We start from the raw sequence: 24,148 nt of genomic DNA, 5'->3' as shown, positions 1-24,148 counted from the left end.
TAAATAGTGATATAAAGATGCAGAAGAGTGAATTGAAAACCCCTTACTTTATGATTGATGAGAGTAAGCTAGTTGCAAATTTGGAAAAAGCGAAGTACTTGAAAGATATTTCAGGCGTTAAGTTAGTATTGGCTTTGAAATGCTTTTCTACGTGGGGCGTGTTTGATCTTATCAAACCCTATCTTGATGGGACAACCAGTAGCGGTCCATATGAAGTGAAGCTTGGACATGAGACCTTTGGTGGAGAAACTCATGCTTATAGTGTGGGCTACAGTGAAGATGACGTGCGTGAAGTCGCTGATATTTGCGATAAAATGATCTTTAATTCCCAGAGCCAATTGGCTGCGTACCGTCATATTGTAGAAGACAAAGCATCAATTGGGCTGCGTTTAAATCCGGGAGTGAGCTATGCAGGACAAGATCTAGCCAATCCTGCGCGTCAGTTTTCACGTTTAGGCGTCCAGGCAGATCAAATCAATCCTGCCGTTTTTGACTCACTGAATGGTGTCATGTTCCATATGAACTGTGAGAATAAAAGTGTTACTGCATTCAAAGGGTTACTTGACTCTATCTCGCTTCAATTCGGAAAATACCTTGATGAGCTAGAGTGGGTGAGTTTAGGTGGTGGTGTTTTCTTCACGTGGCCAGACTACGATATAGATACGTTAGGCTTAGCATTAAAAGAGTTTGCAGAGCGTCATGGTGTACAACTGTATCTTGAGCCAGGTGAAGCGATTATCACCAAAACAACGGATCTCGTGGTTACCGTTGTGGATATTGTTGAGAATGGTAAAAAAACGGCGATTGTGGATTCAGCTACTGAGGCACACCGTCTTGATACGCTTATCTATAACGAACCAGCATCAGTATTAGAAGCGTCTGAAAGTGGTAGCCATGATTATGTGATTGGTTCATGTTCGTGCCTTGCAGGCGACCAGTTCTGTGAAGCAAGCTTTGACGAGCCACTGAACATTGGTCAAAAGCTGCATCTGTTGGACAGTGCGGGTTACACCATGGTGAAACTGAACTGGTTCAATGGCCTTAAAATGCCATCAATCTATTGCGAGCGCAGCAATGGTGAGGTTCAGATGCTGAATGAATTTGGTTATGAAGACTTTAAACGTTCATTGTCACAATGGTCGGTTAAGTAACAGAATTTATTATTCATAGAAATAAAAAGAGCAGCTAATGAGCTGCTCTAATTTAATTTGTATTTTCCAATTCGCTGCTCTGTTAGCTATTTTTATTTTTGTACATCTCATGATCAGCCGCGCTCAGTAACATATCCGCCGACGTTTCTGCTTTGGTGTGTACCACATGGCCAATTGAGGCTGAATATGAGATATCTAGCCCATTAAAATCTACTGTGGTGGTCATCGCTTTTGTTATTCTTGAAGCTAACTGCTCTGTTTCGCCATCGTGTCTTACATTCGAAATCATGATGACAAACTCATCACCACCTATTCTAGCAAGTGTATACTCAGAGCTAATCTCATTTTTTAATGCTTGAGCGCAACTGATTAATACTCGGTCTCCAGCAGCGTGCCCCCATGTATCATTGATGTATTTAAATTTATTGAGATCGATAAATAACAGCCCGATATTGTTACTTGTTGAGTCCTTTAGAGCCAAGTCCATCATCTTAGTGAGTTGATTTAGATTCGCGATTTTTGTTAATGGGTCATGACAAGCTTGGAATTCTAATTCGGACATGAGGCTTTGAGACTGTTTCAAAGATATTTTAAGTTGTTTCACTAAAGGTAAAACTAAAAATACACCACTGATAGATACAAGTAGGGCAACGATTACGCTTAAGCAGGTGTAGTCACTCTCGAATATATTTTCGGTTGAAACTGGGAAACTGATTTCTCGAACACCACGAAAGTCGCCATCTTTCCAAGTTATACCAGTGTAATCTGACATGGCGTTATGGCAGTTAAGGCATGGTTTTGACATATAAATTGGCGTGATCAAGGTGATCATGTTTTTTTCGCCGCTATCCATTTTTTCATACTTGAAAATATCTTCGGTATTTCCTTGTTCAAAATAAGTAAGAGCAGATTTCTGAGAATCATTTAGTTGTCTGTCTTTTCTATTTTCGAATGGATATTGGCTATAAATTTCAACGGATACATCAGAAAGTTGCTTGTTTAATCGTTGACCAAAAGCATTGCTGAATGTGATAGGGAAAGGCAAATCATGATCATTATCTAAGTAATTTAAGCTTGTTTTTGCTCCTGATGCTTTAGCTCTCGGAAGAATTTCATCAGAGTAATATTGATGTAAAAGTGAAAGTGTATTGCTGTATATGATAGCCGTATCTTGTGCGACACGCTTATAAGTGGAATCTTTATAATATTGGCTACCAATGAGGAATAGGCAAGATACAGAGAGAATATAAATAAATATTACAGACGTAATATTCTTAACCAATAAACACTTTAACGATTTCATTATAATTGGATACCTTTTTTACCGTTCGACATTCTATCGAATGGCGAACGGTATATCAAATAGTATCCATAATGGGGCGTAATTATTCAGACCCTGTATGGTTATGCTTCTAAAATTACTCGTGTATCTTCGCTTAATGCTTCTAGTTCACTTGCCACATCTTCTATTTGTACATCCACAGGTAAGCGAATCGATAGAGTCGATGTGAATAAGCTCGAACTCACACCACCACCACCAGCGATGAATACCCGTTGGCAATCCATATCTAAAATACTGATTCCCTGTCCATCCAAAACGTGTGTAATTTCATTCACGATGCCCGCTCGATCATTTGAATCAAGTCGTAGTTGATAGATGGTATCAACTTCATGTGCTGTGCTTGCTGAATCAACGATATCGACCATTAAGTTTTTTTGTGCTTTAAATGCGGCTTTGACGGTTTCAGCATTGGCTTCTGGAAGTTCAATTTTAATCACCGCGGCCACTTGGCTTTCTATGAAATTAACCTTGCTTATCAACCATTTACCACCATTTTCGTGAGTTGTGGCTGCAAGTTCTTTTATGGTTGCTGGTGAGGCTTTACCGACGAAATTTACAATAAATGTACTATTCATATTTTATTCCCTCTTCTAAATACCAGTCATACATCTAACCTACTGGTTGATAACTATTTTATTTATATCCTTGGTTTTAGTGTAGAAGGTCTGTGGTAGGAATAGTTGATGAATATCAATTTTTTGGCCTAAGCGAAGGTCGGAATCTCAAATATCAAAACTCAGACACAAAAAAGCGGCAACAGAGTGCCGCTTAAATTGAAGATGTTTATATTAAAAAGTGATTTTTAAATCAACGCCGTAATACTGATTGTCATACGCGGCACCAGCATCAAGGGCAAACTTGGCGGCATCTTGATTATTACCCCAAGGCTTATTGTTAAAGCTGAATTCGGCTTCACCGCCCCATGCATCACTTACCCAGTAATGGATATGACCGACTGGGTTTAGGAAAAAGAGTGATACGTCACCAACGGTTTCAGACCCCATTACTTCACCACCATTCGCCACAATCTCTTGTTCTGTTTCGAACATGATTTCACCAGCAACAGCACCAAAGAAAGGAGTAATGAAAATATCTTGCCATGAAGGTACTTCTGCAAAGGCTTCTACACCATATTCCCAGAAAAATGTGGACATAGTGAACGAGTACATGAATGACTCAAACTCATTAAACCCAGCATGGCGAGCAGCGGTGTAATAAACACCACCAAAATATGGGTGAGCAATATAGTTAAGGAAATGTTCATCGCGGTCCCATGTAGGGCCTGAAGTGACGTTATCTTTCCATTTGCTGCCAATATTGCTTAAGTCACGATCTTCAGCATCCCATTTGGTGATACTTTCAGGAAGTAAAGTCATCAAACCTACAGTCGCAACGCTAAGACCTAAAATTGTGTAAGTTTGACCTTTCAAGTAGTCCCAATCTTTCTCACTGCGAGGATTCATATACAAAGGCAGTTCAGGTTCTGAAAAATCTAAGCTTTGATCTGACGTTAGGGCATAAGAATTGCTTGTGTTGTAACGATAAGAGTTATTATCTAGGCAAAACTCTTGTTTGCAATCAACGGTATAGGAAAACTCAATATCTTGGCTAATATTGCTGTTTGCGTGGACTGTTACAGAAGATGACAGTGCTAGTCCTGCAATAGTTTTCATTAATACGGTTTGCTTTGACACGGATTGCTCCAAAGAGTGGGTTATTACGATCAAGATCGCAATTATCCATGAATAGAGCATGCTTGAAAACACTAAATAGGTAATTTTTCTGAAACTTATTGTGTAAAAGCGTTGTCTGATACTAGATCAGCGACATTTAAATACCCCCAGAGTATCAATGCCCGATTAAGTCATCGTGCACCAAAGGAATATATTATGTTGAAAATTGCAATGTTGAGTACTGGTGAGGAAGTTCTTCATGGTGACATTGTTGATACAAATGCTGCATGGTTATCGAGTAAATTCTATCAACACGGTTTTGGGCTATCTAAGCGATCAACCGTTGGTGATCAGCTTAGTGCTCTCACAGAAGAGTTTTTAATGCTGAGCTTTAATTACGATGTGATTATCGTAAATGGCGGTTTGGGGCCAACAACTGACGATATGAGTGCTGCCGCTGCTGCTAATGCTTCTGGCGAAAAATTGGTATTGTTTAGTGATTGGCTGAAAAAACTTGAAGCGATGTTTAGTGCTAGAGGTGTGGTAATGCCAGACAGCAACTTAAAACAAGCGATGTTGCCAAGTAATTCCGAGATTATTGATAATCCGATAGGCACTGCTTGTGGCTTCAAAATGAAAATTAACGATGCTATTTTCTATTTTACTCCTGGTGTACCTAGTGAATTCAAGCGAATGGTACAAGATCAAATATTGCCCGATTTGAAGATGTCTCAACCAGACGTTGAGCAGTCTGAATGCAGCCGTTTATTTACTTTTGGTTTGTCAGAGTCAGGAATTTCTGATTCATTAGATCAACTTAAGTTACCTGCTGGCTACGAACTTGGCTATCGTTCCTATTTACCTTTTATTGAGGTCAAGTTATTTGGCCCTAAAGATGGATTAGAAGTTCGGATAAAACTACTGCAGATGATCTATAAGCTGCTAGAAGCTCATGTTGTCAGTGTAGATGAACCTATGTTGACGCACTTAGGGCATTTATTGGTTGATCAAAAGAAGACATTGTCGATTTCAGAGCAATCCACAAGAGGCTCCTTATCTTCTTGGTTACAGAGTGATGAGCTTATTGAAAGCTGTTGTGGGCATTCATGGATAATGAGCTCGTTAAATGAATCCCCAGGTGATGGGGGAGACCCTTTAGCCGCGGCGTTTGCTTTAGCAGCGGCTACACGAGAAAAGTGTGCGACTGATATTGCGTTAGTTACTGGAAAAATAGAGGAAAATCAATTTTCAGTTGCACTAGCAACACAAACTGGTGAATGGGGGCAGGTTCTTGAGTTTAAAAGAGACTACAACCGCAATGATGCTCGAAAAGTCATCAGTACAGTGGCGTCAGATATGTTGAGGCGTCACCTTGAAGGTAAGCCGATGTTTGTTCAGTATGGTTCACTGAATAGGATAAAAGAGCTGTTTATACCCGTGAGTGTTATTCAAGCTTAACCGCATAGTCAGCTCGCTGTAATTTTGTGCGCCGAAAAAGGTAAGCCGATGATAAATCAGCTTATCTTTTTTTTATCTTTATCTTAATTATCTATAAGTAATCGATCTATCGCTTAACTCAATGATTTTATTAGGATGATTTTTATGTCTCACTTTTGATACGCGCGAATAAAAAATAAACGGTTAAACTGACTCTAGTACTCATCAATGGATAGTGAGACTGGAGGCAAGGATGCAGCAACAATCAAAAATAAAAGTTTTGTATCAAATCGCAAGTCAGGAAGTGGTATTAGGGGAGATTTTCAATAGCGCCAAGGGAGACATTGTCTCATTATGGCGTGGTTTTCCGAGTTCATTTCATCAACTTCCTAAGCAAGGTTATCGGTTGTCACTGTTTGATGATGATGGAAAACACATTGGGGATAAATCAGTTTCAGTCGATACGGCGGATATGATCTTGCTCGAAACTAAAGTGGGATAACGTTAAACGAGTAATATTTGGAATAAAAAAGAAGAGCCAGCGCGGTGAGGCGTTGGCTCTTTCGTTTTTGGAAGTCTTGAAGGGTCGAATACTTAGCCGAGGTGTAAAATTTAGCAAATCAGATGGAATCTAAGCTCGCTGTTTTTTGACCGAATAGTTCACACCACTTAACGCAACATCCGTTTTTGCTCGACAGACACAAGGTAAGATCTCGTCATCGTTCGTATATGCCATTGCAAAACCAACATACTCGACCTCACCAGACTCTAGCTTGCAGCGACATGCGCCACAATGACCATCTCGGCAATTATACTCAGGGGTGAGCCCTGATTGCTCCATGGCCTCAAGTAGAGTGCTAGATGAGTTAGACTGGATAGAGGTCAAGCCGTTAATTTTGAGTGCTGGCATTACAGTTCAAAACCTTCGAAGTCATCCGCACTTACTTCGTTATCAATTTGACCTACGAGGTAAGAGCTAATTTCTGCTTCTTGAGGCGCAACTTGTACGTTGTCTGATGATAACCAAGCGTTGATCCATGGAATTGGATTCGAAGTTGCATGTGGGTAAGCGATGCCTAAACCGACAGCCTGCATACGAATATTGGTAATGTATTCAACATACTGACATAGAATGTCTTTGTTCAAACCAATCATTGAACCGTCTTTAAATAGATACTCTGCCCACTCTTTCTCTTGTTCGGCAGCGGCTTTAAACAAGTCAAAACAGTCCTGCTTACACTCTTCTGCAATCTGCATGAAAGAGAAATCATCTTGACCATTACGCAGAATATTAATCATATGCTGAGTACCTGTTAGATGAAGCGCTTCATCACGAGCAATCAGCTTGATGATTTTTGCGTTACCCTCCATCAACTCACGTTCTGCAAAGGCAAATGAGCAGGCAAAACTTACGTAGAAGCGGATTGCTTCAAGTGCATTCACGGACATTAGGCACAAGTAAAGTTTCTTCTTCAAGTTATGAAGGTTTACATCGACTGTTTCGCCATTAATATCGTGCTTGCCTACGCCATAACGGTGGTAGTCATTTGATGTCGCAATCAAATCGTCATAATAGTGAGCGATGTCTTTCGCGCGCTTTAAGATCTCTTCATTTTCTACGATATCGTCAAATACAACACTTGGATCATTGACGATGTTACGAATGATATGAGTGTAAGAGCGAGAGTGAATCGTTTCAGAGAAAGACCAAGTCTCGATCCAAGTTTCGACTTCAGGTAGTGACACTAAAGGAAGCAAAGCCACGTTTGGACTACGTCCTTGAATTGAATCCAATAAAGTTTGGTATTTCAAGTTAGAGATGAAAATATGCTTTTCATGATCTGGTAGTTTGTTGTAGTCAATACGGTCGCTTGATACATCAACTTCTTCTGGACGCCAGAAGAAACTGAGTTGCTTCTCAATCAATTTTTCGAAAATTTCAAACTTCTGTTGGTCGTAGCGTGCAACGTTTACTGATTGACCAAGGAACATTGGTTCTTTTAGTTGATCGTTTTTATTTTGAGAAAATGTACTGTAGGCCATGTGAACCTCTAAATCTTGTGAACTTATCAACCTAGTCGTTAGATTGAAGCAATAAAGCCTACCGTGGCTAGGTAGGCTACATTGGTGTTAAATTTTACAACCGCCGCCTTCGCAATCATCATCTTCCGGCTGAGCAGTGTCACCTTGGTCATCTTTAGCACCATCACGAGTGTTATGATAATAAAGCGTCTTCACACCGAACTTATAGGCTGTTAGTAAGTCTTGTAACAGCTTCTTCATTGGTACTTTACCGCTGTCATAAGCACTTGGATCATAGTTGGTGTTAGCAGAGATAGCTTGGTCAACAAACTTCTGCATGATGCCAACTAAGTGAAGGTAACCATTGTTTGAACCAATATTCCAAAGCAACTCATAGTTGTCTTTCAAATTCGCGAAATCAGGAACAACTTGCTTCAAAATACCATCTTTCGATGCTTTCACTGATACAAAACCGCGAGGTGGTTCGATACCATTGGTTGCATTCGATATTTGAGATGATGTTTCTGACGGCATTAAAGCTGTTAATGTTGAATTTCGTAGGCCGTGCGTCATGATCTCTTGGCGTAAAGTATCCCAATCATAATGAAGCTCTTCATCACAAATTAGATCGATATCTTTTTTGTACGTATCGATTGGCAGTAAACCTTTCGCATAATTTGTTTCGTCAAAAAGAGGGCATTTACCTTGCTCTTTCGCGAGTTCAACAGACGCTTTAAGCAAGTGATATTGAATAGCTTCGAATGTACGGTGAGTCAGAGCGTTTGCGCTGCCATCAGAGTACTTAACACCATTTTTCGCAAGGTAGTAAGCGTAGTTGATAACACCCACACCTAATGTTCTGCGATTCATTGTTGACTTGTAAGCCGCTGGCAAAGGGTAGTCTTGGTAGTCAAGTAGAGCATCAAGAGCACGAACCACAAGTTCAGACAGTTCAGCAAGATCATCTAAAGAATCGATGGCCCCAAGGTTAAATGCTGAAAGCGTACAAAGTGCAATTTCACCGCTGTCATCATCAACATTCGTTAATGGTTTAGTTGGCAGAGCGATCTCCAAACATAAGTTTGATTGACGAACGGGCGCAACTTTTGAGTCAAATGGACTATGAGTATTACAGTGATCGACGTTCTGAATATAAATACGACCCGTTGATGCTCGCTCTTGCATAAGGAGAGAGAATAGTTCTACTGCACGAACGGTTTCACGTTTTACAGAAGCATCGTTTTCGTATTTAACATACAGACGTTCAAATTCATCTTGATCTTCGAAAAAAGCATCGTAAAGGCCGGGTACATCAGATGGTGAGAATAGGCTGATATTTCCGCCTTCAACCAAACGTGAGTACATCAGTTTGTTCAACTGAACACCGTAATCCATATGACGAACACGGTTCTCTTCAACACCACGGTTGTTTTTAAGCACTAATAGAGATTGAACTTCACCATGCCACAGTGGATAAAATACGGTTGCCGCACCACCACGAACGCCACCTTGAGAGCAACATTTTACCGCAGTTTGGAAATATTTATAGAAAGGTATACAACCAGTATGGAAAGCTTCACCATTACGGATTTCAGAGCCTAAAGCGCGGATACGACCTGCATTAATACCGATACCAGCACGCTGAGATACGTAACGTACAATTGAGCTCGCCGTTGCATTGATTGAATCTAGGCTATCACCACATTCGATAAGTACACATGAGCTAAACTGGCGCGTAGGAGTACGAACACCAGACATAATTGGTGTTGGTAACGAGATCTTGAATGTTGAAGCCGCATCATAGAAGCGCTTAATGTAATCAAGGCGTGTCTCTTTTGGGTATTTCGCAAATAAACACGCAGCAACCAAGATATACAAGAATTGAGCACTTTCGTAAATTTCTTTAGTTACACGGTTTTGAACGAAGTATTTACCTTCAAGCTGCTTAACGGCGGCATAAGAGAAATCCAAATCACGGCGGTGATCAATGATGCCATCAAGTTGGTTAAGCTCTTCGCGAGTATAGTCTTGCATGATGTGTTGATCATACTTACCCATATCAATTAAACGCGAGACATGATCGTATAAAGTTGGTGGCTCGTATTGGCCATATGCTTTTTTACGAAGGTGAAATACTGCTAGACGCGCGGCTAAGTATTGATAATCAGGTGTCTCTTCAGAGATTAAATCTGCGGCTGACTTAATGATGGTCTCATGGATATCCGAAGTAGTAATACCGTCATAAAACTGAATGTGAGCTTTCAGTTCTACTTGAGATACGGATACGTTGTGAAGGCCTTCTGCTGCCCATGTGATAACACGGTGTAGCTTTTCAAGATCAATGCTTTCTTTACGTCCATCACGCTTGGTGACAGTGAGTTGTTGGTTCATTCTGCTTTAGTTCCCTAACAAAACTGATAAAAGCCGTATTTTGAGTGTTTTTGTTTGCAATTATTGTAAATTGCGCTGCGGCTTTGTGATCTGAATCTACCCATATATTGTAGACTAAACACAAGATATAGGGGTAAGTTGTTTCGTGGCTACAAGATAGTGCTATCTATGATTATTTTCAAGGAGCAGTTTTGGACAGGGCTGTGGATAAGTAGGGGAAAGAAAAAAAACAGTTAGTAACCACTAACTGATGGTAACAGGGTGCACTTGATTGAATGAAATTGATGGTTTGCCGATGCTTTTAATTTGACCATTAACAAAAATAAATTCCTTGATCTTTGAACCAAACTGAGCAACAGATTTGTGGTGGTTAAAATAAAAACGGGTTGGTCAAAATGGAATCTAGAGCACGAAAAATAGGCTGAACTGAGCATCAAAAATATGATAAATGCAACTCAGTTCAGAGATATTTTTGAGAAAAATAAATCACACTAATCGAGTATGGACAATGTAGTTCACATCGACATTTGGGCCTAAGCGATATGTGTCCATTAACGGATTGTAATGTAGACCTGTGATCCCTAATTCTTGCAATGGCGTTTGGTCTACCATTTTGATGAGCTCGGCTGGACGGATAAATTTGTCATGGTTGTGAGTTCCGTCCGGAACGATTTTTAATAGTTTCTCAGCACCGACAATGGCAAACAGATAAGATTTGATATTACGGTTGAGAGTAGAGAAGAAGACATGGCCACCAGGTTTCACTAATTTTGCGCATGACTGGATAATAGAGAGTGGGTCGGGTACATGTTCGAGCATCTCCATGCAAGTGACGACATCGTAATGATGGGGATGGCTTTGAGCGTGATCCTCAATGGTGCTTTGAATATACGAGAGCTTTGTTCCCGTTTCTAATGCATGTAATCGTGCGACTTCTAATGGTTCTTTGCCCATATCTAACCCAGTAACAATCGCGCCCTCTTTAGCCATACTTTCAGCAAGGATGCCACCTCCACAGCCAACATCAAGAATCGTCTTGCCAAAAACACCGTCGGCTTTTTCTAAAACATAATTTAGACGCAGCGGGTTGATTTGATGTAGAGGTTTGAACTCACCTTCGAGATCCCACCAACGAGAAGCCATATCTTCAAATTTCTTAATTTCTAACGGATCGACATTTTGAGATTTGCCAGAACTGATGTTTGATGCTTGATCTTTGATCATATTTTTCGTCATAGGTTGTTTCACAATAAGTGCTGAATGGGTGTAATAGTCTAACGTCAGATTAAAGAATGCAACCATGATGCTAGATTGCGTTATTGTCGTTTTTGCATGTGGTGACTTAATGTCCAAAAATATGTATTTATATTGACTGCAAAACAACCTACTTTCAGTAAGATATGAATCGTCAGTGCAATTTTTCACCAATTGATTCGCCACCAAGCTCACAACATGATAAAAGGACGATGAAAGTGATGCCGAATCAGGTAAATTTGTGTTATATTTTTTGGTCTTGTACGTATTAAAAATACGATCAGACTATAGAGGGAAAATGGCTCTATGAGCGATCTAGCTAAAGAGATCACGCCCGTAAACATTGAAGATGAGCTTCGAGGTTCATACCTAGACTATGCGATGTCAGTTATCGTTGGTCGTGCTCTTCCAGATGTGCGTGATGGCCTAAAACCAGTACACCGCCGCGTATTGTTCGCGATGAATGTACTTGGTAATGATTGGAACAAAGCATATAAAAAATCTGCCCGTGTAGTGGGTGACGTAATCGGTAAGTATCACCCACATGGTGATAGTGCGGTATACGATACTATTGTACGTATGGCACAACCATTCTCACTTCGTTACATGTTGGTCGACGGTCAAGGTAACTTTGGCTCGATCGATGGTGATTCAGCGGCGGCGATGCGTTATACCGAAGTTCGAATGTCGAAAATTGCTCATGAGCTTTTGGCTGACTTAGAAAAAGAAACGGTAGATTACGTACCTAACTACGATGGTACTGAGCAAATCCCTGCGGTTTTACCAACAAAAATTCCGAACCTATTGGTTAACGGTGCTTCTGGTATCGCAGTAGGTATGGCAACGAATATTCCACCGCATAACTTAGGTGAAGTGGTAGATGGTTGCCTAGCGTTTATTGATGATGAAGACATTACTATCGATGAGCTAATGGGATTCATCCCAGGCCCAGATTTCCCGACGGCTGCTATGATCAGCGGACGTAAAGGCATCATTGATGCTTATAAAACGGGTCGTGGTAAAGTTTACATGCGTTCAAAAGCGGATATTGAAGTTGAGAAGAATGGTAAAGAGACCATTATTGTCACTGAAATCCCGTATCAAGTGAACAAGGCTCGCTTGATTGAAAAGATCGCAGAATTGGTAAAAGACAAAAAAGTTGAAGGCATTAGTGCACTACGTGACGAGTCTGATAAAGACGGTATGCGTATTGTTATCGAATGTAAGCGTGACGCTGTGGGCGAAGTTGTTCTAAACAATCTTTACTCTCAAACTCAGCTTCAAACGACTTTTGGTATCAATATGGTTGCGCTTGATAATGGCCAGCCGAAATTGTTTAACCTAAAAGAGATGATCAAGTGTTTCGTTGATCACCGTCGTGAAGTTGTAACTCGTCGTACTATCTTCGAACTTAAAAAAGCTCGTGATCGTGCTCATATCCTTGAAGCACTAGCACTAGCATTAGCCAATATCGATGAAATCATCGAACTTATTCGTAACGCAGCAACACCAGCTGAAGCAAAAGTTGGTCTGGTTTCTCGCGGATGGGATTTGGGTAATGTTGCTTCTATGCTTGAACGTGCAGGTACTGACGCGGCTCGTCCAGATTGGTTAGAAGATCAATTTGGTATTCGTGACGGTCAATACTTCTTAACTGAGCAACAAGCTCAGGCGATTCTAGAACTGCGTTTACACAGACTAACAGGCCTAGAACACGAGAAAATCTTAGATGAATATAAAGATTTGCTCGAAGTTATTGCTGAACTTATGCATATTCTTGCTAGCACTGAACGCTTGATGGAAGTTATTCGTGAAGAGCTAGAAGCAGTTCGTGACGGTTTTGGCGACCCTCGTCGTACAGAAATCACAGCGGCAATGCACGATATTGATATGGAAGATCTTATCACTCAAGAAGATGTGGTAGTGACGCTTTCTCACGAAGGTTACGTGAAATATCAAATCCTTAGCGACTACGAAGCTCAGCGCCGTGGTGGTAAAGGTAAGAGTGCAACTAAGATGAAAGATGAGGATTACATTGAGCGTTTGCTTGTTGCTAATACTCACGACAATATCTTATGTTTCTCTACTCGTGGTAAAACGTACCGCTTGAAAGTATATCAATTGCCTCAAGCGAGCCGAACCGCTCGTGGTAAGCCAATCGTCAACATTCTTCCACTTGAAGAAAATGAACGTATCACGGCTATCCTACCAGTTACTGAGTTTACTGAAGATAAGTTTATCTTTATGGCAACTGGTGACGGTACCGTTAAGAAGACATCATTAGCAAGCTTCTCTAACGTTCGTTCAAACGGCTTAATTGCGGTTAACTTACGCGACGAAGATTCACTGATTGGTGTTGACATTACTGACGGCGAAAGTGACATCATGCTGTTCTCTAAAGCGGGTAAAGTGGTACGCTTCAGTGAAGATAAGGTTCGTAGCATGGGACGTACTGCGTCTGGTGTGCGTGGCATGAAGCTAGCGGAAGATGACCAAGTTGTGTCTCTGATTGTTCCTTCAAATGAAGGCGACATTCTAACTGTAACGCAAAATGGTTACGGTAAGCGAACGACGCTTGCTGAGTACCCAACGAAGGGTCGTGCAACACAAGGTGTAGTTTCTATCAAAGTATCAGATAGAAATGGACCAGTTGTTGGCGCGGTACAAGTTGAGGAAGGTGATGAGATGATGATGATCACCGACGCTGGTACTCTAGTTCGTACACGTGTTTCTGAAGTTAGCCAAGTTGGTCGTAACACTCAAGGTGTGACGCTAATCCGCACGACTGAAGACGAAAATGTAGTTGGTTTACAACGCATTGATGAAGTCGAAGAGTCTGAAGTTTTGGACGGCGAAGATGTAGAAGGTCATATTGCTGAAGGTGGACAACCTGCTAGTGATATCGCTGAATCTTCTGACCAACCGGAAGCTCCGACTGAAGGTGGCGATAGCGAAGAGTAGTCTCAAGACTCACTGAGCATTCTCCCCAAAAACCGAGCCTTTGTGCTCGGTTTTTTTATCCATAAAATACATGACTTTTATTGATCAATCTTACAATTTACAAGCAAAAACAGATTGTAAGTGCCTAATTGATATACCATAAACTGATAATTAGAGTGAGAGGAAAGATGATGCAACAGTGGACATTCGTTTTTATCACTGTGACATGTGTATTTATCGTTGGTTTTATCTATGCAATGACGCCAAAAGGGGAGCAGAAGAAGTACTCCCTAGCGTTAGGCGTCGGGGTCGTAGGGTTAAGTGTACTCGCGTGGTTTGTCTTACGTCAGCCAGTACAAACTGTCGCAGTGGATACCCCAGTTAAGCACTCTAGTCAGAAAATAATGACATTGAAGGAGGAGTTGCAAGCTCAACTCACACAAGATCCTAATCAAGGCGAGCTGTGGTTTCAACTTGGCCATGGTTACGTTCTTGAAAATGATTTTCAATCGGCGCTGACGTGTTTTGATTACGCAATTCGACTCAGTGAGAGCCCAACTGCAAGTCAATATGCGGCAAAAGCAACAGCACTTTATTACGTTAGCTCGCAACAAATGAGTTCGGATGTTGTTGCACTGTTAGATGCTGCTTTTGAATTAGATCCACAAAACCAAACGGGTTTAATGTTAGTCGCAAATGATCATTTTATCAGTTTCCGCTATCAACTCGCGATAGAGACTTGGACAAAAATTCTGGATTCGGAAAGACAAGAAGTGGATAGGGTAAGCTTGATTCAGTCGATTAATCGAGCCAAGGAGTTGGTAAATAATTGAAACCTTGATACAACTTCCAATCTAGAATCTGCTCCTAGATTGGAAGTTGAGTGCTATTTATCCACCTAAGCTATTCATTCACCTAAGTTATTCATCACCTAAGATGTTCATTCTTCTATTCTGGTAACACCAACTTATCCACGATAAATGAGTTGATGTTTGTCGTGGAGTTCAGTCTAATTTGCTTCACTTTTGCGTATTCAGGGTCGTCGTGCCAAGCGAGTGCGGCTTCTTTATTTGGAAATTGAACCACAACCTTCATCTGAGCCATTTCCCCATCAACTACATGCCCTTCATTCGTGGCGACAAGAATTTCTCCGCCGTGTTTAGCAATCGTCGCTGCTGTTATGCCAATCGAACTTGGGTTGTAAAGCGAATACTGTTCTGGAACTGAAACATCATAATTTAAAATGAAAAATACCGTCATATAGATTCTCTTAATTTGGATTTTGGTTTAATTATAGAGTAGATAATTATCTATATTGCAGGAAATACTCGCTGTCCAAAAGGTGAATAAAGTCCAAGGATTATGGGTTGAAATTGCCATAATCGAATGCCTCATGATTCTGATGTGGATATTAATAGTGATGCGAATGGTTCTCAAACTAATTGCTGTTAGCTTTATGTTTGGTTAGATTTAATAGTATTAAGGATGGAAATGATTTTAAGCTTTATCAGCGAATTGAGTTCACTCTCTTCTAAATAGTAATAAAAAACCAGCCACGAGAGCTGGTTTTTGGAACAATATTGCTTATTGCTTATTGCTTATTGCTTATTGCTTATTGCTTAAAGGTTGTGAGTGGTTTATTTGTAGTCGTAACCCGCTTCACGTTTTTCTGCTTGCTCTTCCCACTGTGGAACGATGGTTTCTAAGAATGTCTTCTTATCAGCATTCATCTTATCCATATTCATACCAAGCGCTTTTTGAGCTTTTGCTTTGGTAGAGATATCAGGGATTTGAACAGGTTCAGTAATACCTTTCTTCGCAAGTAAGCGAATTAGCTTAGTACGCGCATCAGCGGCACGGTCAACTGCTGTACCTAGTACTTCAAGTGCAACTTCAGGAGCGTGCATATGAACACCGTGAGAAGCGATAGCGTAGTCCCAGCGCCATTGTGCATGACGAATATCTTGTAGGATAGGCTTCATTTCTGCTTCTGTTGCACCAGCATCCCATGCTGCGCCCGCTTCAAAGTGTGCTGCCACAATTTGTTTTTCAGCGGTTAGCTTCATGTTTGTCACTTGAGTTTTACGAGTCGCAACAATACTTTGCATTTGTTCTTTGCTTTGAGTATGACATTGTGCACACGTGTCATCAAAACGATCGAATGGGTTACCCACTTTATGATCAGTAAAGACAGTGCCATCTTCTTTGGTTACTTTCGGCATATGACAGTCAACACAAGCAACTTTATTTTTGCCGTGTATGCCTTCGCGCCATGTTTCAAAGCCTGGGTGTTGTGCTTTTAGCATTGGAGCTTTAGATACTTTGTGCGTCCAGTCTTTGAAGCCAATACCGTCGTAGTACTCTTCCATTTGCTCAACTTTAGTACCTTTGTCCCAAGGGAATTTCACACCTTTCGTTGGTCCAGTAAAGTAGTATTCAACGTGACATTGAGAACAAACTGAAGATTGTTGATCTAAGCGAGACTGGTGATCAAAGTTTTTGCCGATAGTGTCAAAAGCACGTTCAACATAGGGACGAGTGATTTTTAATGCTGGCTCGCCATTCTTGAACTCTTCACTTTTCGTATCGTGGCAATCTGAACAACCGATAGGATTAACGATTTCGTTACCTAGACGAGCCCATTTACCTTCAAAATAGCCATCTTCACCACGATCTTCAATTGAACGAGCTACATCAGGGCTTTTACAGCTCCAGCAGGCCATCGGCATAGGACCAGTCTTTTCATCTGTTGGTCCACCCGTTCTTAGGGTTTGACGTACATCATCAATCGCGTAAAAGTGACCACGAGCTTTGTTGTAATCTTTTGCAAAACCATATCCAGCCCACATGATAACCATATTTGGATCGCTTTTTAGTGCATCTTCCAGTTCTTCGCTTTCAGATGTCTGTTTCCAAGTTTGGTATTGGTCTGGGTGGTTTTGTTCAAATTGGGTATTTCGTGGGTCACCAATTTCTTTTTCTTCTGACGCTGCAAAACTGGCGAAACCAACTAAAGAGGTGGTTACCATCAGTAAGGTTGCAGCCGAATTACGTATCCAGTGCTTTTTCAAAATAATATCTCCGTATTCTAGATTTTTATAACAAGCGTTGTGAACTGGCTATATTCCAAATAAGAACTGGAGAGTTGTTGAAATAATAGTACATATCTTGAAACATTTATTAGCAATTATATCTAGAATTGTCTTAGATCAAATATCAATAGTGATCCATGTCACATCTGGTTCCGTATAACCCTAAAGGGGTAGTTATTAAGCTTGTTTCTTCAAATAGTTCATATAGTTAGAGATATGACCATTATATTAATAAGGTGAAATAGGTCACTAATTTGAGAGGTGTATATATATATTCTACTACTATAGAGTTATTATATTTACTTATAGCGTTGTGGCTTATCCAAAATAAGAATTGATATCATTTAGATTTGGCAATATACCATTCTAAAGGTACATTTTATTTGACCGGAATAATTAAGTAGAGAGCTTAATTTCGCTGGTATAAGGAAAGGATATAATGGGCAATATAAAATTGACCATAGCCATAATGTTGAAGTCTCTTCTAGCATTCTGTCTCTATGGTTATTCCATCCATGCCGTTGCCGACTCTTCATCTGTTCAGGTTGAAGATGCCTCGACACGACATGAAGTCAGCCTCATTCGTGATAAAGATTATAAATGTGTGCAATGTCATAAAGATTCAAAAGAAACTCTTTTTGGTTCTCATGGCGAAGATGCGCATAAAATTCTTGGACGCGAAGTAAATTGTACGGAATGTCATAGCAATATTAGTCCTGATCACCGTGAAGGTGCTCCGAAGGTTATTAAGTACTCCAACGCTCAATCGCAACCTGGCTCTGAAAAGGTATTCCTTGAACCTGACGCTATTTTAAAAGCGAACAGTCAATGTACCGATTGTCATAAGCCAGAATATTTACGTGAGTCCAGTTGGACACACGATGTTCACGCGAAAAACTTAACTTGTTCTAATTGCCACGATGTTCACGCTAAGAAAGCGAAAGTATTGGCATTCGACAAGAAAGAAAAAATTAAGCTATGCGTGGATTGCCACTCAGACTTCAACCAGTTAAAAGAAGAGGAGTGATGTTATGAGTTGTTCTAGACGTAATTTCTTAGCAGGCGCTGGTGCCGTTATTGTTACTACTGGTGTTGCGGGTACCGCTGTTGTTACTAGCCGTAAAACATTGGCAAGCGTTCAAGAAGATGGCAATAAACGCTATGGTATGATCCACGATGAAACTGCTTGTATCGGTTGTACGGCATGTTCAGATGCTTGTCGTGAAGTAAATAATGTTCCTGAAGGTGTATCACGATTAGAGATCATTCGCAGTGAACCTCAAGGCGAATTCCCTGATGTTGAATACCGTTTTACTCGCCAATCTTGTCAACATTGTGAAAATGCTCCTTGTGTTATGGTTTGCCCTACAGGCGCAGCCTATAAAGATGAGAAAACAGGCATCGTCGATGTGCACCACGATAAGTGTGTCGGCTGTGGCTACTGTTTAGCGGCTTGTCCTTACCAAGTTCGTTTCTTCCATCCTGAAAACAAATCAGCAGATAAATGTAACTTCTGTCGTGACACAAATCTTGCTCAAGGTAAATTACCTGCATGTGTCGAGTCTTGCCCGACGAAGGCGCTGACATTTGGTGACTTGAACGATCCTGAAAGTGAGATCAATCAAGTATTGAAGAATGAAGTGGTTTATCGAGATAAGGTTCATTTGGGTACTAAGCCTAAGTTGTTCAAAGTACCGCATCAGAAAGGGGAGATTTCATCATGAGTGCATGGGACACCGCATTTCAATCTAGCACAGTCGTGTGGGATTGGATTATTGCTATCTACTTGTTCTTAGCTGGTATGTCAGCAGGTGCTGTAATGATCTCAATTTACCTTAAACGCAAGGTAATTGAAGGAAACCCAGCTGAAAATGGTATTTTGAAAGCGACGGCTTTCCTTGCACCATTCGGTATCATATCTGGCCTAACGATTCTTATTTTCCATCTAACAAAACCACTTTCGTTTTGGAAAATAATGATCTTCTTTAATCCAACATCTGTGATGTCTATGGGGGTTATTCTCTTCCAAGTCTACATGGCGGTATTGTTTGTTTGGATTGGTATCATCTTTAAAAAACAAATTGTCGATTTCCTACAAGGTCGCTTTGCATTTGTTGATGGTTTACTGGAGAAATTCACTAAGTTTGAGAATTCAATTGAGCTATTCCTTGGGTTCCTTGCGCTACTACTAGCGGCTTATACTGGTTTCCTATTGTCAGCACTTCAAACGTACCCAATGCTGAATAATCCAGTACTTCCAATACTGTTCTTGTTTTCAAGCCTATCCTCTGGTGCTGCGGCATGTATCTTATTCGGCGTTCTTGTATTTAAAGAGTCTCCGCATGGGCCAAGTGTTTCATGGATCCACGGGTTTGAACGTCCAGTCGTTATGTTTGAGTTGTTCGTTTTGGTCACCTTCTTCACTGGACTAATTTTCTCTGGTGGACAGGCTGAGATTTCGGCAATGAATGCGATTGGCGAAGGCTTTTGGGCATCTTGGTTCTGGTGGGGCGTAATTGGCGCAGGTATGTTGCTACCGCTTCTACTTAATGCAGTCACGCCTAAGTCAATTCGTCATAGTGGCGGTTTTATTTTAGTCGTAACAACGCTGAGTTTAGTGGGCGTATTGATGTTACGTACTTTCATTCTATACGCAGGTCAAATGACAGTTGTTTAAATCAGTTTTGATTGATAACACTAGTGTTTGAAAGTGTCATTGCTTGTAAACTATAAGCTCCACTGATTTTGGTGGGGCTTTTTTTTGAGGTTTTATGATTGGTGAGTTAGGTCTATTTTCTCTTGTTCTAGTCGCTTGTTTGAGTTCAATAATCTGCGTGGCTATTGGCTGGAAAAGACAGCAAAACTCGCCGATTGAACTCTCTACTGTGCGCTCTTGTACTCAGCTATCTGCGCTGTTTTCTATCGTGAGTATAGTCCTGCTTGGCTTCGCCTTCTATATTGATGATTTTTCAATATCATATGTTGCAGCGCACTCTAATACTGAATTACCGATATTTTTCAAATTGGCGGCCGTATGGGGTGGTCATGAAGGCTCCCTGCTTTTCTGGGTTTTAACTCTTGGGTGCTGGAGTGGTTTAATTACGTTGAACCGACGTTATCCGCGAGCATATTTGATCAATGTTCTCTGGGTGATGAATGGCTTAATTGCGGTGTTTGCGTGGTTTACGCTTATCGCATCCAATCCATTTGTGATGAGTTCTATGATTCCTGTAGAGGGGCGAGATTTAAATCCTATGCTCCAAGATGTGGGGTTAATATTCCATCCGCCACTGCTCTACTTGGGCTATGTTGGCCTTTCGACGGTACTGGCATTTGCCGTTGCCGCCTTATTAACGCCGGAAATTGAGTACAACTGGGTTAAGTATTGTCAGCCTTGGTGCCAGAGCGCTTGGGTGTTTCTAACTGGTGGCATTATTCTGGGCTCTTGGTGGGCTTATTACGAACTAGGCTGGGGTGGTTGGTGGTTTTGGGATCCGGTAGAAAATGCATCTTTATTGCCGTGGTTAACTTCAACAGCACTATTGCACTGTTTGTCTGTTGCTCGTTATAAGCGTCAGCTAATGAAATGGGCGTTTTCGCTGTCTTTTATCACTTTCAGTTTGAGCATTCTAGGCACGTTCATCGTTCGATCTGGAGTACTGACATCCGTTCATGCTTTTGCCGTTGATCCGGGGAAAGGATTGACACTCTTATTGATACTTTCACTTGTTTTATTCGGATCATTTTGTCTATTGCTGACTAGAGGCGACGAGATTAAATCCGAGCCTATCACTCACTTTCTGAGTAAGAGTTTTGTGTTACTGCTGGCCAATAGCCTGCTTATTGTTGCGATGATAGTTGTCCTCGTTGGGACCTTCTATCCAATGCTATTTAGCTTATTAGGATTAGGAAATATTTCGGTAGGAGCTCCTTACTTCAATACCGTTTTTTCTCCGCTAGCGCTCATTGCTCTATTTATGATGGGAGCCAGCCCTTTTATTTCTTACTACAAACAGCGTAAGAGCGTAAAACAAGTCGTTATCATTACCGCTATTACTTCTATCGTTGTTGGTGTATTGCTCTACCAGGTTCAAGTTGAATACAGTGATTGGCTAGTACAACTAACCTGGATAATTGCAGTTTGGGTGGTGTTATCTCATCTGTATTTGCTGAAATTTTCGCTGGTAACATCGGGTCGAGTACGAAGTGTTGCGGTTAATATGGCGCATATTGGTGTTGCTGTTGTTTGTATAGGTTCTGCGATGAATAGCGAACACTCTTATGAACTTAACTGCAGAATGGCACCAGGAACAGAAGTGGTATTCGCTGACTGGACGATCAAACATTTAGACACTGAGTTATATATTGGGCCAAACTATACATCAGAGAAGATATGGTTAGAGATTAGCGGCAATAACCGGACTGATATCATTATACCTGAGAGACGCCATTATCAAGTCCGCGTAATGAACATGAGTGAACCGGCTATGAAATGGTTCTGGCATGGTGATATTTATGTCACGGTTGGAGAGAAGGTCGATCTCAAATCCTATGCTGTAAGGATTCAATACAAGGCGTATGTTCGCTGGATATGGCTAGGAGCGCTGCTTTCGATTTTAGGCGTAGTGTTGCTTTTAGTTCAACCAAAACGCAGTCGCGAAAATCAACAAAAAACCAATACAGGGGCTGGCTTTGCAAAATAAAACCAAACTAAAAATTGGCGTACTGTTCCTCGTGATGTGTGCTTTTATTGGCACTCTGACCATTGGGTTATCTGAGAGTCAGAGTAGTAAATCAGTTTCGGTTAATAAACCTTTACCTGAGTTCATGCAAGCGGACTTAAGAGATTCACAGCAAGTTCTCACCAAGGTTGATGTTCTTACAGAGAATGTTCAATTGCTCAATGTATGGGCCTCTTGGTGTGGCGTTTGTAAATCAGAGCATGAATTTCTCAAAGAATTGAAAGATGAGAATATTAATATCATTGGTTTGAATTATAGGGATGATCTTAAACTGGCAAATAATATGCTTTTGGAGGAGGGTGATCCTTACAGAAGGATCATATTTGATCCTCGTGGAGAGTTTGCGTTGGATCTTGGCGTTATTGGTACTCCTGAATCTTATTTAATTAACAGGGATGGAATTATAATTAAGAAATACAGTGGAGCATTAACCCGTGATATTTGGAACCAAGAATTTAAACGCTACTTTAATAATTGATGAATCGTTGAAGAAAAACTATGCAAATACTATATTTTTTTATGATGGTTGTATTAGCCTCTTGTCATGCTCAAGCCTCAACTGACGAGGTGTTTGTCGGAGCAAGTAAAGAAGTCAGCCAACAGGTTGAATTGTTTGAGTTTGATACGCCTTTACAGCAGAAACATGCCATTTTACTCGCAAAGTCATTGCGTTGCCCACAGTGTCAGAACCAAAATCTTGTCGAATCTAACTCTCCAATAGCTAAAGATTTGCGCTTAAAAGTCTTTACCATGGTAAAAGAGGGTAAGTCAGAAGAAGAAATAATAGAATTTATGACGGATCGTTTTGGTGATTTTGTTATGTATAAGCCCGCATTTAATGCGAAAAATCTATTACTTTGGATCTTTCCACTGCTGTTGTTGATCTTATTTCTACTCTTTGCGATAAAAAGTGTTAAAAAAAATAGTTTGTGACTATTATTCCATTTTCAATTAATGATTGTGTAATATATAAACGAAGTGATATTATTTAATCAAATAATATCACTTCGCACTATACCAAACGTTAATTGAATATAAGGCTTTGCACATGGACTCGATAACCTCGCAATTAAAAAATGACTTTTATGCGCATCTTCGTTCTATGCAAGCCAATAATTCCGGAATCTCGACCTCAAGTGTTTCTCTACTCACTCAAGAGGAGCTTTCTGAACTGGAAAGTGTTTGGATTCAATTAGCGGTGTGGAAAAAATCGCAGAAACAGCAACTGAATTGCTAATGTGTTCGTTATGTGTGGATAATATAACACATTGAAAATAAGCAACTTTAGTATAATGCCTCAATTTTATCATTATAAAATTGGGGCTTTTTATTGCCTGTGGATTGAAATGTTATAATATAACAATTATGATTTGGTCATTGAAAAATGAGGCGTGAGTCCCCATAGTTGAAGAATCGTAGTGCGAATACACTGCATTCCTTTTCTAAAATGCAGACAACAAATAGTCAAGTGAGTGAGAATATGGCGGAAGTACGTGCCAGAATAGAGTTGAAAGTCGGAGCAAAGAGTAACATCGATGCAGAGATGCTCTCTTTTAAAGGATTAGAAACGGATAAAGAACATGTAGCGGTTGTCTTCAAGTCTGTTGATCAGCTACCCACAATTCCGTTAGTTAGAATGCATTCAGAGTGCTTGACTGGCGATGTTTTTCATTCATCCCGTTGTGACTGTGGTGAGCAGTTAGAAGAAACGATCCAAAAGATGGGTGAGCAAGGCGGCATCATTCTTTATTTACGGCAAGAAGGTCGTGGTATTGGTCTATATAACAAGATTGATGCATACAAACTTCAAACTGAAGGGATGAATACCTATGAGGCGAACAATCATCTTGGATTTGGTGATGACCTTAGAGACTTCACTGAAGCCGCACAAATGTTAACAGCATTGGGTATTAATAAAATTCATTTAGTTACCAATAATCCTAAAAAAATCAATGATCTTAAGAACTTTGGTATTGAAATAGAATCAGTCGTTAATACGCTCGCTCATATTAAATCGGGCAACGAAAGCTACTTACAAGCGAAAGTCTCTCATGGGAAACACAACCTGAAGTTGTAGCCCCTCCTTAAAGTCTCTTCCCTAGAT

General features: G+C 40.6%; 22 protein-coding genes. 13 read left to right on the top strand and 9 right to left on the bottom strand.

Annotated features, from left to right (window positions below):
* Window positions 1–17: 17 nt before the first annotated feature.
* Window positions 18–1,151, top strand: a complete 1,134-nt coding sequence (nspC, locus tag L4C39_RS03980) for a carboxynorspermidine decarboxylase (RefSeq protein WP_171756431.1) — start codon at window positions 18–20, stop codon at window positions 1,149–1,151.
* Window positions 1,152–1,233: 82 nt separating this feature from the next.
* On the opposite strand, the gene L4C39_RS03975 is transcribed toward nspC, so the two are convergent.
* From L4C39_RS03975 to L4C39_RS03965, 3 genes are all read right to left on the bottom strand, one after another.
* Entirely contained in the window at window positions 1,234–2,454 is a 1,221-nt protein-coding gene (locus L4C39_RS03975; RefSeq protein ID WP_261888318.1) for a diguanylate cyclase domain-containing protein, read from the bottom strand.
* Window positions 2,455–2,555: 101 nt separating this feature from the next.
* Window positions 2,556–3,068 carry a glycine cleavage system transcriptional repressor gene (locus L4C39_RS03970; protein WP_017054567.1) on the bottom strand — a complete coding sequence of 171 codons (513 nt, stop codon included), beginning with the start codon at window positions 3,066–3,068 and terminating at the stop codon, window positions 2,556–2,558.
* Between the two features lie 213 nt (window positions 3,069–3,281).
* The gene (locus L4C39_RS03965; protein WP_040887335.1) at window positions 3,282–4,166 is read right to left on the bottom strand and encodes a DUF3943 domain-containing protein; all 885 of its coding nucleotides are present in this window, start codon (window positions 4,164–4,166) and stop codon (window positions 3,282–3,284) included.
* Between the two features lie 216 nt (window positions 4,167–4,382).
* Between L4C39_RS03965 and L4C39_RS03960 the strand changes: the two genes are divergently transcribed.
* Window positions 4,383–5,624 carry a CinA family nicotinamide mononucleotide deamidase-related protein gene (locus L4C39_RS03960; protein ID WP_017054565.1) on the top strand — a complete coding sequence of 414 codons (1,242 nt, stop codon included), beginning with the start codon at window positions 4,383–4,385 and terminating at the stop codon, window positions 5,622–5,624.
* 232 nt (window positions 5,625–5,856) lie between these two features.
* Entirely contained in the window at window positions 5,857–6,105 is a 249-nt protein-coding gene (locus tag L4C39_RS03955; RefSeq protein WP_017054564.1) for a hypothetical protein, read from the top strand.
* Between the two features lie 129 nt (window positions 6,106–6,234).
* On the opposite strand, the gene yfaE is transcribed toward L4C39_RS03955, so the two are convergent.
* From yfaE to ubiG, 4 genes are all read right to left on the bottom strand, one after another.
* Window positions 6,235–6,513 carry a class I ribonucleotide reductase maintenance protein YfaE gene (yfaE, locus tag L4C39_RS03950; protein ID WP_429744574.1) on the bottom strand — a complete coding sequence of 93 codons (279 nt, stop codon included), beginning with the start codon at window positions 6,511–6,513 and terminating at the stop codon, window positions 6,235–6,237.
* Window positions 6,513–7,646, bottom strand: a complete 1,134-nt coding sequence (gene nrdB, locus L4C39_RS03945; RefSeq protein ID WP_017054562.1) for a class Ia ribonucleoside-diphosphate reductase subunit beta — start codon at window positions 7,644–7,646, stop codon at window positions 6,513–6,515. Before nrdB ends, yfaE begins: the two co-directional genes overlap by 1 nt.
* Window positions 7,647–7,733: 87 nt before the next feature.
* Window positions 7,734–10,016, bottom strand: coding sequence for a class 1a ribonucleoside-diphosphate reductase subunit alpha (gene nrdA, locus L4C39_RS03940; RefSeq protein WP_171756437.1), 2,283 nt, complete (start codon window positions 10,014–10,016; stop codon window positions 7,734–7,736).
* Window positions 10,017–10,502: 486 nt separating this feature from the next.
* Window positions 10,503–11,240, bottom strand: coding sequence for a bifunctional 2-polyprenyl-6-hydroxyphenol methylase/3-demethylubiquinol 3-O-methyltransferase UbiG (gene ubiG, locus L4C39_RS03935; RefSeq protein ID WP_113797654.1), 738 nt, complete (start codon window positions 11,238–11,240; stop codon window positions 10,503–10,505).
* Window positions 11,241–11,576: 336 nt separating this feature from the next.
* On the opposite strand from ubiG, the gene gyrA reads away from it, so the two are divergent.
* The gene (gene gyrA / locus L4C39_RS03930; protein ID WP_429744571.1) at window positions 11,577–14,231 is read left to right on the top strand and encodes a DNA topoisomerase (ATP-hydrolyzing) subunit A; all 2,655 of its coding nucleotides are present in this window, start codon (window positions 11,577–11,579) and stop codon (window positions 14,229–14,231) included.
* A 170-nt stretch (window positions 14,232–14,401) separates the two neighbouring features.
* Window positions 14,402–15,043, top strand: a complete 642-nt coding sequence (locus tag L4C39_RS03925) for a TPR domain-containing protein (RefSeq protein ID WP_429744820.1) — start codon at window positions 14,402–14,404, stop codon at window positions 15,041–15,043.
* A gap of 115 nt (window positions 15,044–15,158) precedes the next feature.
* On the opposite strand, the gene L4C39_RS03920 is transcribed toward L4C39_RS03925, so the two are convergent.
* Together L4C39_RS03920 and nrfA are read right to left on the bottom strand one after the other, a co-directional pair.
* Complete coding sequence (locus L4C39_RS03920) at window positions 15,159–15,470, bottom strand: DUF1330 domain-containing protein (protein ID WP_429744569.1); 312 nt, start codon at window positions 15,468–15,470, stop codon at window positions 15,159–15,161.
* Window positions 15,471–15,847: 377 nt separating this feature from the next.
* Complete coding sequence (gene nrfA / locus L4C39_RS03915) at window positions 15,848–17,281, bottom strand: ammonia-forming nitrite reductase cytochrome c552 subunit (protein WP_429744567.1); 1,434 nt, start codon at window positions 17,279–17,281, stop codon at window positions 15,848–15,850.
* Between the two features lie 460 nt (window positions 17,282–17,741).
* Here nrfA and nrfB point away from each other — a divergent pair, with 460 nt between their 5' ends.
* The 8 genes from nrfB to L4C39_RS03875 all read left to right on the top strand — a co-directional run bounded on the left by nrfB (window position 17,742) and on the right by L4C39_RS03875 (window position 24,121).
* Window positions 17,742–18,329 carry a cytochrome c nitrite reductase pentaheme subunit gene (gene nrfB / locus L4C39_RS03910; protein WP_261888314.1) on the top strand — a complete coding sequence of 196 codons (588 nt, stop codon included), beginning with the start codon at window positions 17,742–17,744 and terminating at the stop codon, window positions 18,327–18,329.
* Between the two features lie 4 nt (window positions 18,330–18,333).
* The gene (gene nrfC, locus L4C39_RS03905) at window positions 18,334–19,026 is read left to right on the top strand and encodes a cytochrome c nitrite reductase Fe-S protein (protein ID WP_017054553.1); all 693 of its coding nucleotides are present in this window, start codon (window positions 18,334–18,336) and stop codon (window positions 19,024–19,026) included.
* A complete protein-coding gene (gene nrfD / locus L4C39_RS03900; RefSeq protein ID WP_017054552.1) occupies window positions 19,023–19,979 on the top strand; it encodes a cytochrome c nitrite reductase subunit NrfD in 957 nt (318 codons plus the stop codon). The genes nrfC and nrfD overlap by 4 nt, the downstream gene beginning before the upstream one ends.
* A 94-nt stretch (window positions 19,980–20,073) precedes the next feature.
* Window positions 20,074–22,005 (top strand): heme lyase CcmF/NrfE family subunit, encoded by a 1,932-nt coding sequence (locus L4C39_RS03895; RefSeq protein WP_429744564.1) that lies wholly within the window; start codon window positions 20,074–20,076, stop codon window positions 22,003–22,005.
* Entirely contained in the window at window positions 21,995–22,522 is a 528-nt protein-coding gene (locus tag L4C39_RS03890) for a DsbE family thiol:disulfide interchange protein (RefSeq protein ID WP_113797336.1), read from the top strand. Before L4C39_RS03895 ends, L4C39_RS03890 begins: the two co-directional genes overlap by 11 nt.
* Before the next feature lie 41 nt (window positions 22,523–22,563).
* Complete coding sequence (gene nrfF, locus L4C39_RS03885) at window positions 22,564–22,977, top strand: heme lyase NrfEFG subunit NrfF (RefSeq protein WP_371711245.1); 414 nt, start codon at window positions 22,564–22,566, stop codon at window positions 22,975–22,977.
* Between the two features lie 115 nt (window positions 22,978–23,092).
* Window positions 23,093–23,281 carry a hypothetical protein gene (locus L4C39_RS03880; RefSeq protein WP_017054548.1) on the top strand — a complete coding sequence of 63 codons (189 nt, stop codon included), beginning with the start codon at window positions 23,093–23,095 and terminating at the stop codon, window positions 23,279–23,281.
* A 210-nt stretch (window positions 23,282–23,491) separates the two neighbouring features.
* Window positions 23,492–24,121, top strand: coding sequence for a GTP cyclohydrolase II (locus L4C39_RS03875; RefSeq protein ID WP_113797334.1), 630 nt, complete (start codon window positions 23,492–23,494; stop codon window positions 24,119–24,121).
* Window positions 24,122–24,148: the final 27 nt, after the last annotated feature.

Origin of the sequence: Vibrio clamense (assembly GCF_050337905.1) — a bacterium.
GTDB classification, from domain to species: domain Bacteria; phylum Pseudomonadota; class Gammaproteobacteria; order Enterobacterales; family Vibrionaceae; genus Vibrio; species Vibrio cortegadensis.
The sequence above is the reverse complement of the archived record's forward strand: the minus strand, read 5'-3'. Positions and strand labels throughout refer to the sequence as shown.

What these genes read in the sequence shown, in the direction of transcription:
- nspC (WP_171756431.1), top strand. Translation starts at nt 18, where the DNA reads ATGCAGAAGAGTGAATTGAAAACCCCTTACTTTATGATTGATGAGAGT.
- L4C39_RS03975 (WP_261888318.1), bottom strand. Translation starts at nt 2,454, where the DNA reads ATGAAATCGTTAAAGTGTTTATTGGTTAAGAATATTACGTCTGTAATA.
- L4C39_RS03970 (WP_017054567.1), bottom strand. Translation starts at nt 3,068, where the DNA reads ATGAATAGTACATTTATTGTAAATTTCGTCGGTAAAGCCTCACCAGCA.
- L4C39_RS03965 (WP_040887335.1), bottom strand. Translation starts at nt 4,166, where the DNA reads ATGAAAACTATTGCAGGACTAGCACTGTCATCTTCTGTAACAGTCCAC.
- L4C39_RS03960 (WP_017054565.1), top strand. Translation starts at nt 4,383, where the DNA reads ATGTTGAAAATTGCAATGTTGAGTACTGGTGAGGAAGTTCTTCATGGT.
- L4C39_RS03955 (WP_017054564.1), top strand. Translation starts at nt 5,857, where the DNA reads ATGCAGCAACAATCAAAAATAAAAGTTTTGTATCAAATCGCAAGTCAG.
- yfaE (WP_429744574.1), bottom strand. Translation starts at nt 6,513, where the DNA reads ATGCCAGCACTCAAAATTAACGGCTTGACCTCTATCCAGTCTAACTCA.
- nrdB (WP_017054562.1), bottom strand. Translation starts at nt 7,646, where the DNA reads ATGGCCTACAGTACATTTTCTCAAAATAAAAACGATCAACTAAAAGAA.
- nrdA (WP_171756437.1), bottom strand. Translation starts at nt 10,016, where the DNA reads ATGAACCAACAACTCACTGTCACCAAGCGTGATGGACGTAAAGAAAGC.
- ubiG (WP_113797654.1), bottom strand. Translation starts at nt 11,240, where the DNA reads ATGATCAAAGATCAAGCATCAAACATCAGTTCTGGCAAATCTCAAAAT.
- gyrA (WP_429744571.1), top strand. Translation starts at nt 11,577, where the DNA reads ATGAGCGATCTAGCTAAAGAGATCACGCCCGTAAACATTGAAGATGAG.
- L4C39_RS03925 (WP_429744820.1), top strand. Translation starts at nt 14,402, where the DNA reads ATGCAACAGTGGACATTCGTTTTTATCACTGTGACATGTGTATTTATC.
- L4C39_RS03920 (WP_429744569.1), bottom strand. Translation starts at nt 15,470, where the DNA reads ATGACGGTATTTTTCATTTTAAATTATGATGTTTCAGTTCCAGAACAG.
- nrfB (WP_261888314.1), top strand. Translation starts at nt 17,742, where the DNA reads ATGGGCAATATAAAATTGACCATAGCCATAATGTTGAAGTCTCTTCTA.
- nrfC (WP_017054553.1), top strand. Translation starts at nt 18,334, where the DNA reads ATGAGTTGTTCTAGACGTAATTTCTTAGCAGGCGCTGGTGCCGTTATT.
- nrfD (WP_017054552.1), top strand. Translation starts at nt 19,023, where the DNA reads ATGAGTGCATGGGACACCGCATTTCAATCTAGCACAGTCGTGTGGGAT.
- L4C39_RS03895 (WP_429744564.1), top strand. Translation starts at nt 20,074, where the DNA reads ATGATTGGTGAGTTAGGTCTATTTTCTCTTGTTCTAGTCGCTTGTTTG.
- nrfF (WP_371711245.1), top strand. Translation starts at nt 22,564, where the DNA reads ATGATGGTTGTATTAGCCTCTTGTCATGCTCAAGCCTCAACTGACGAG.
- L4C39_RS03880 (WP_017054548.1), top strand. Translation starts at nt 23,093, where the DNA reads ATGGACTCGATAACCTCGCAATTAAAAAATGACTTTTATGCGCATCTT.
- L4C39_RS03875 (WP_113797334.1), top strand. Translation starts at nt 23,492, where the DNA reads ATGCAGACAACAAATAGTCAAGTGAGTGAGAATATGGCGGAAGTACGT.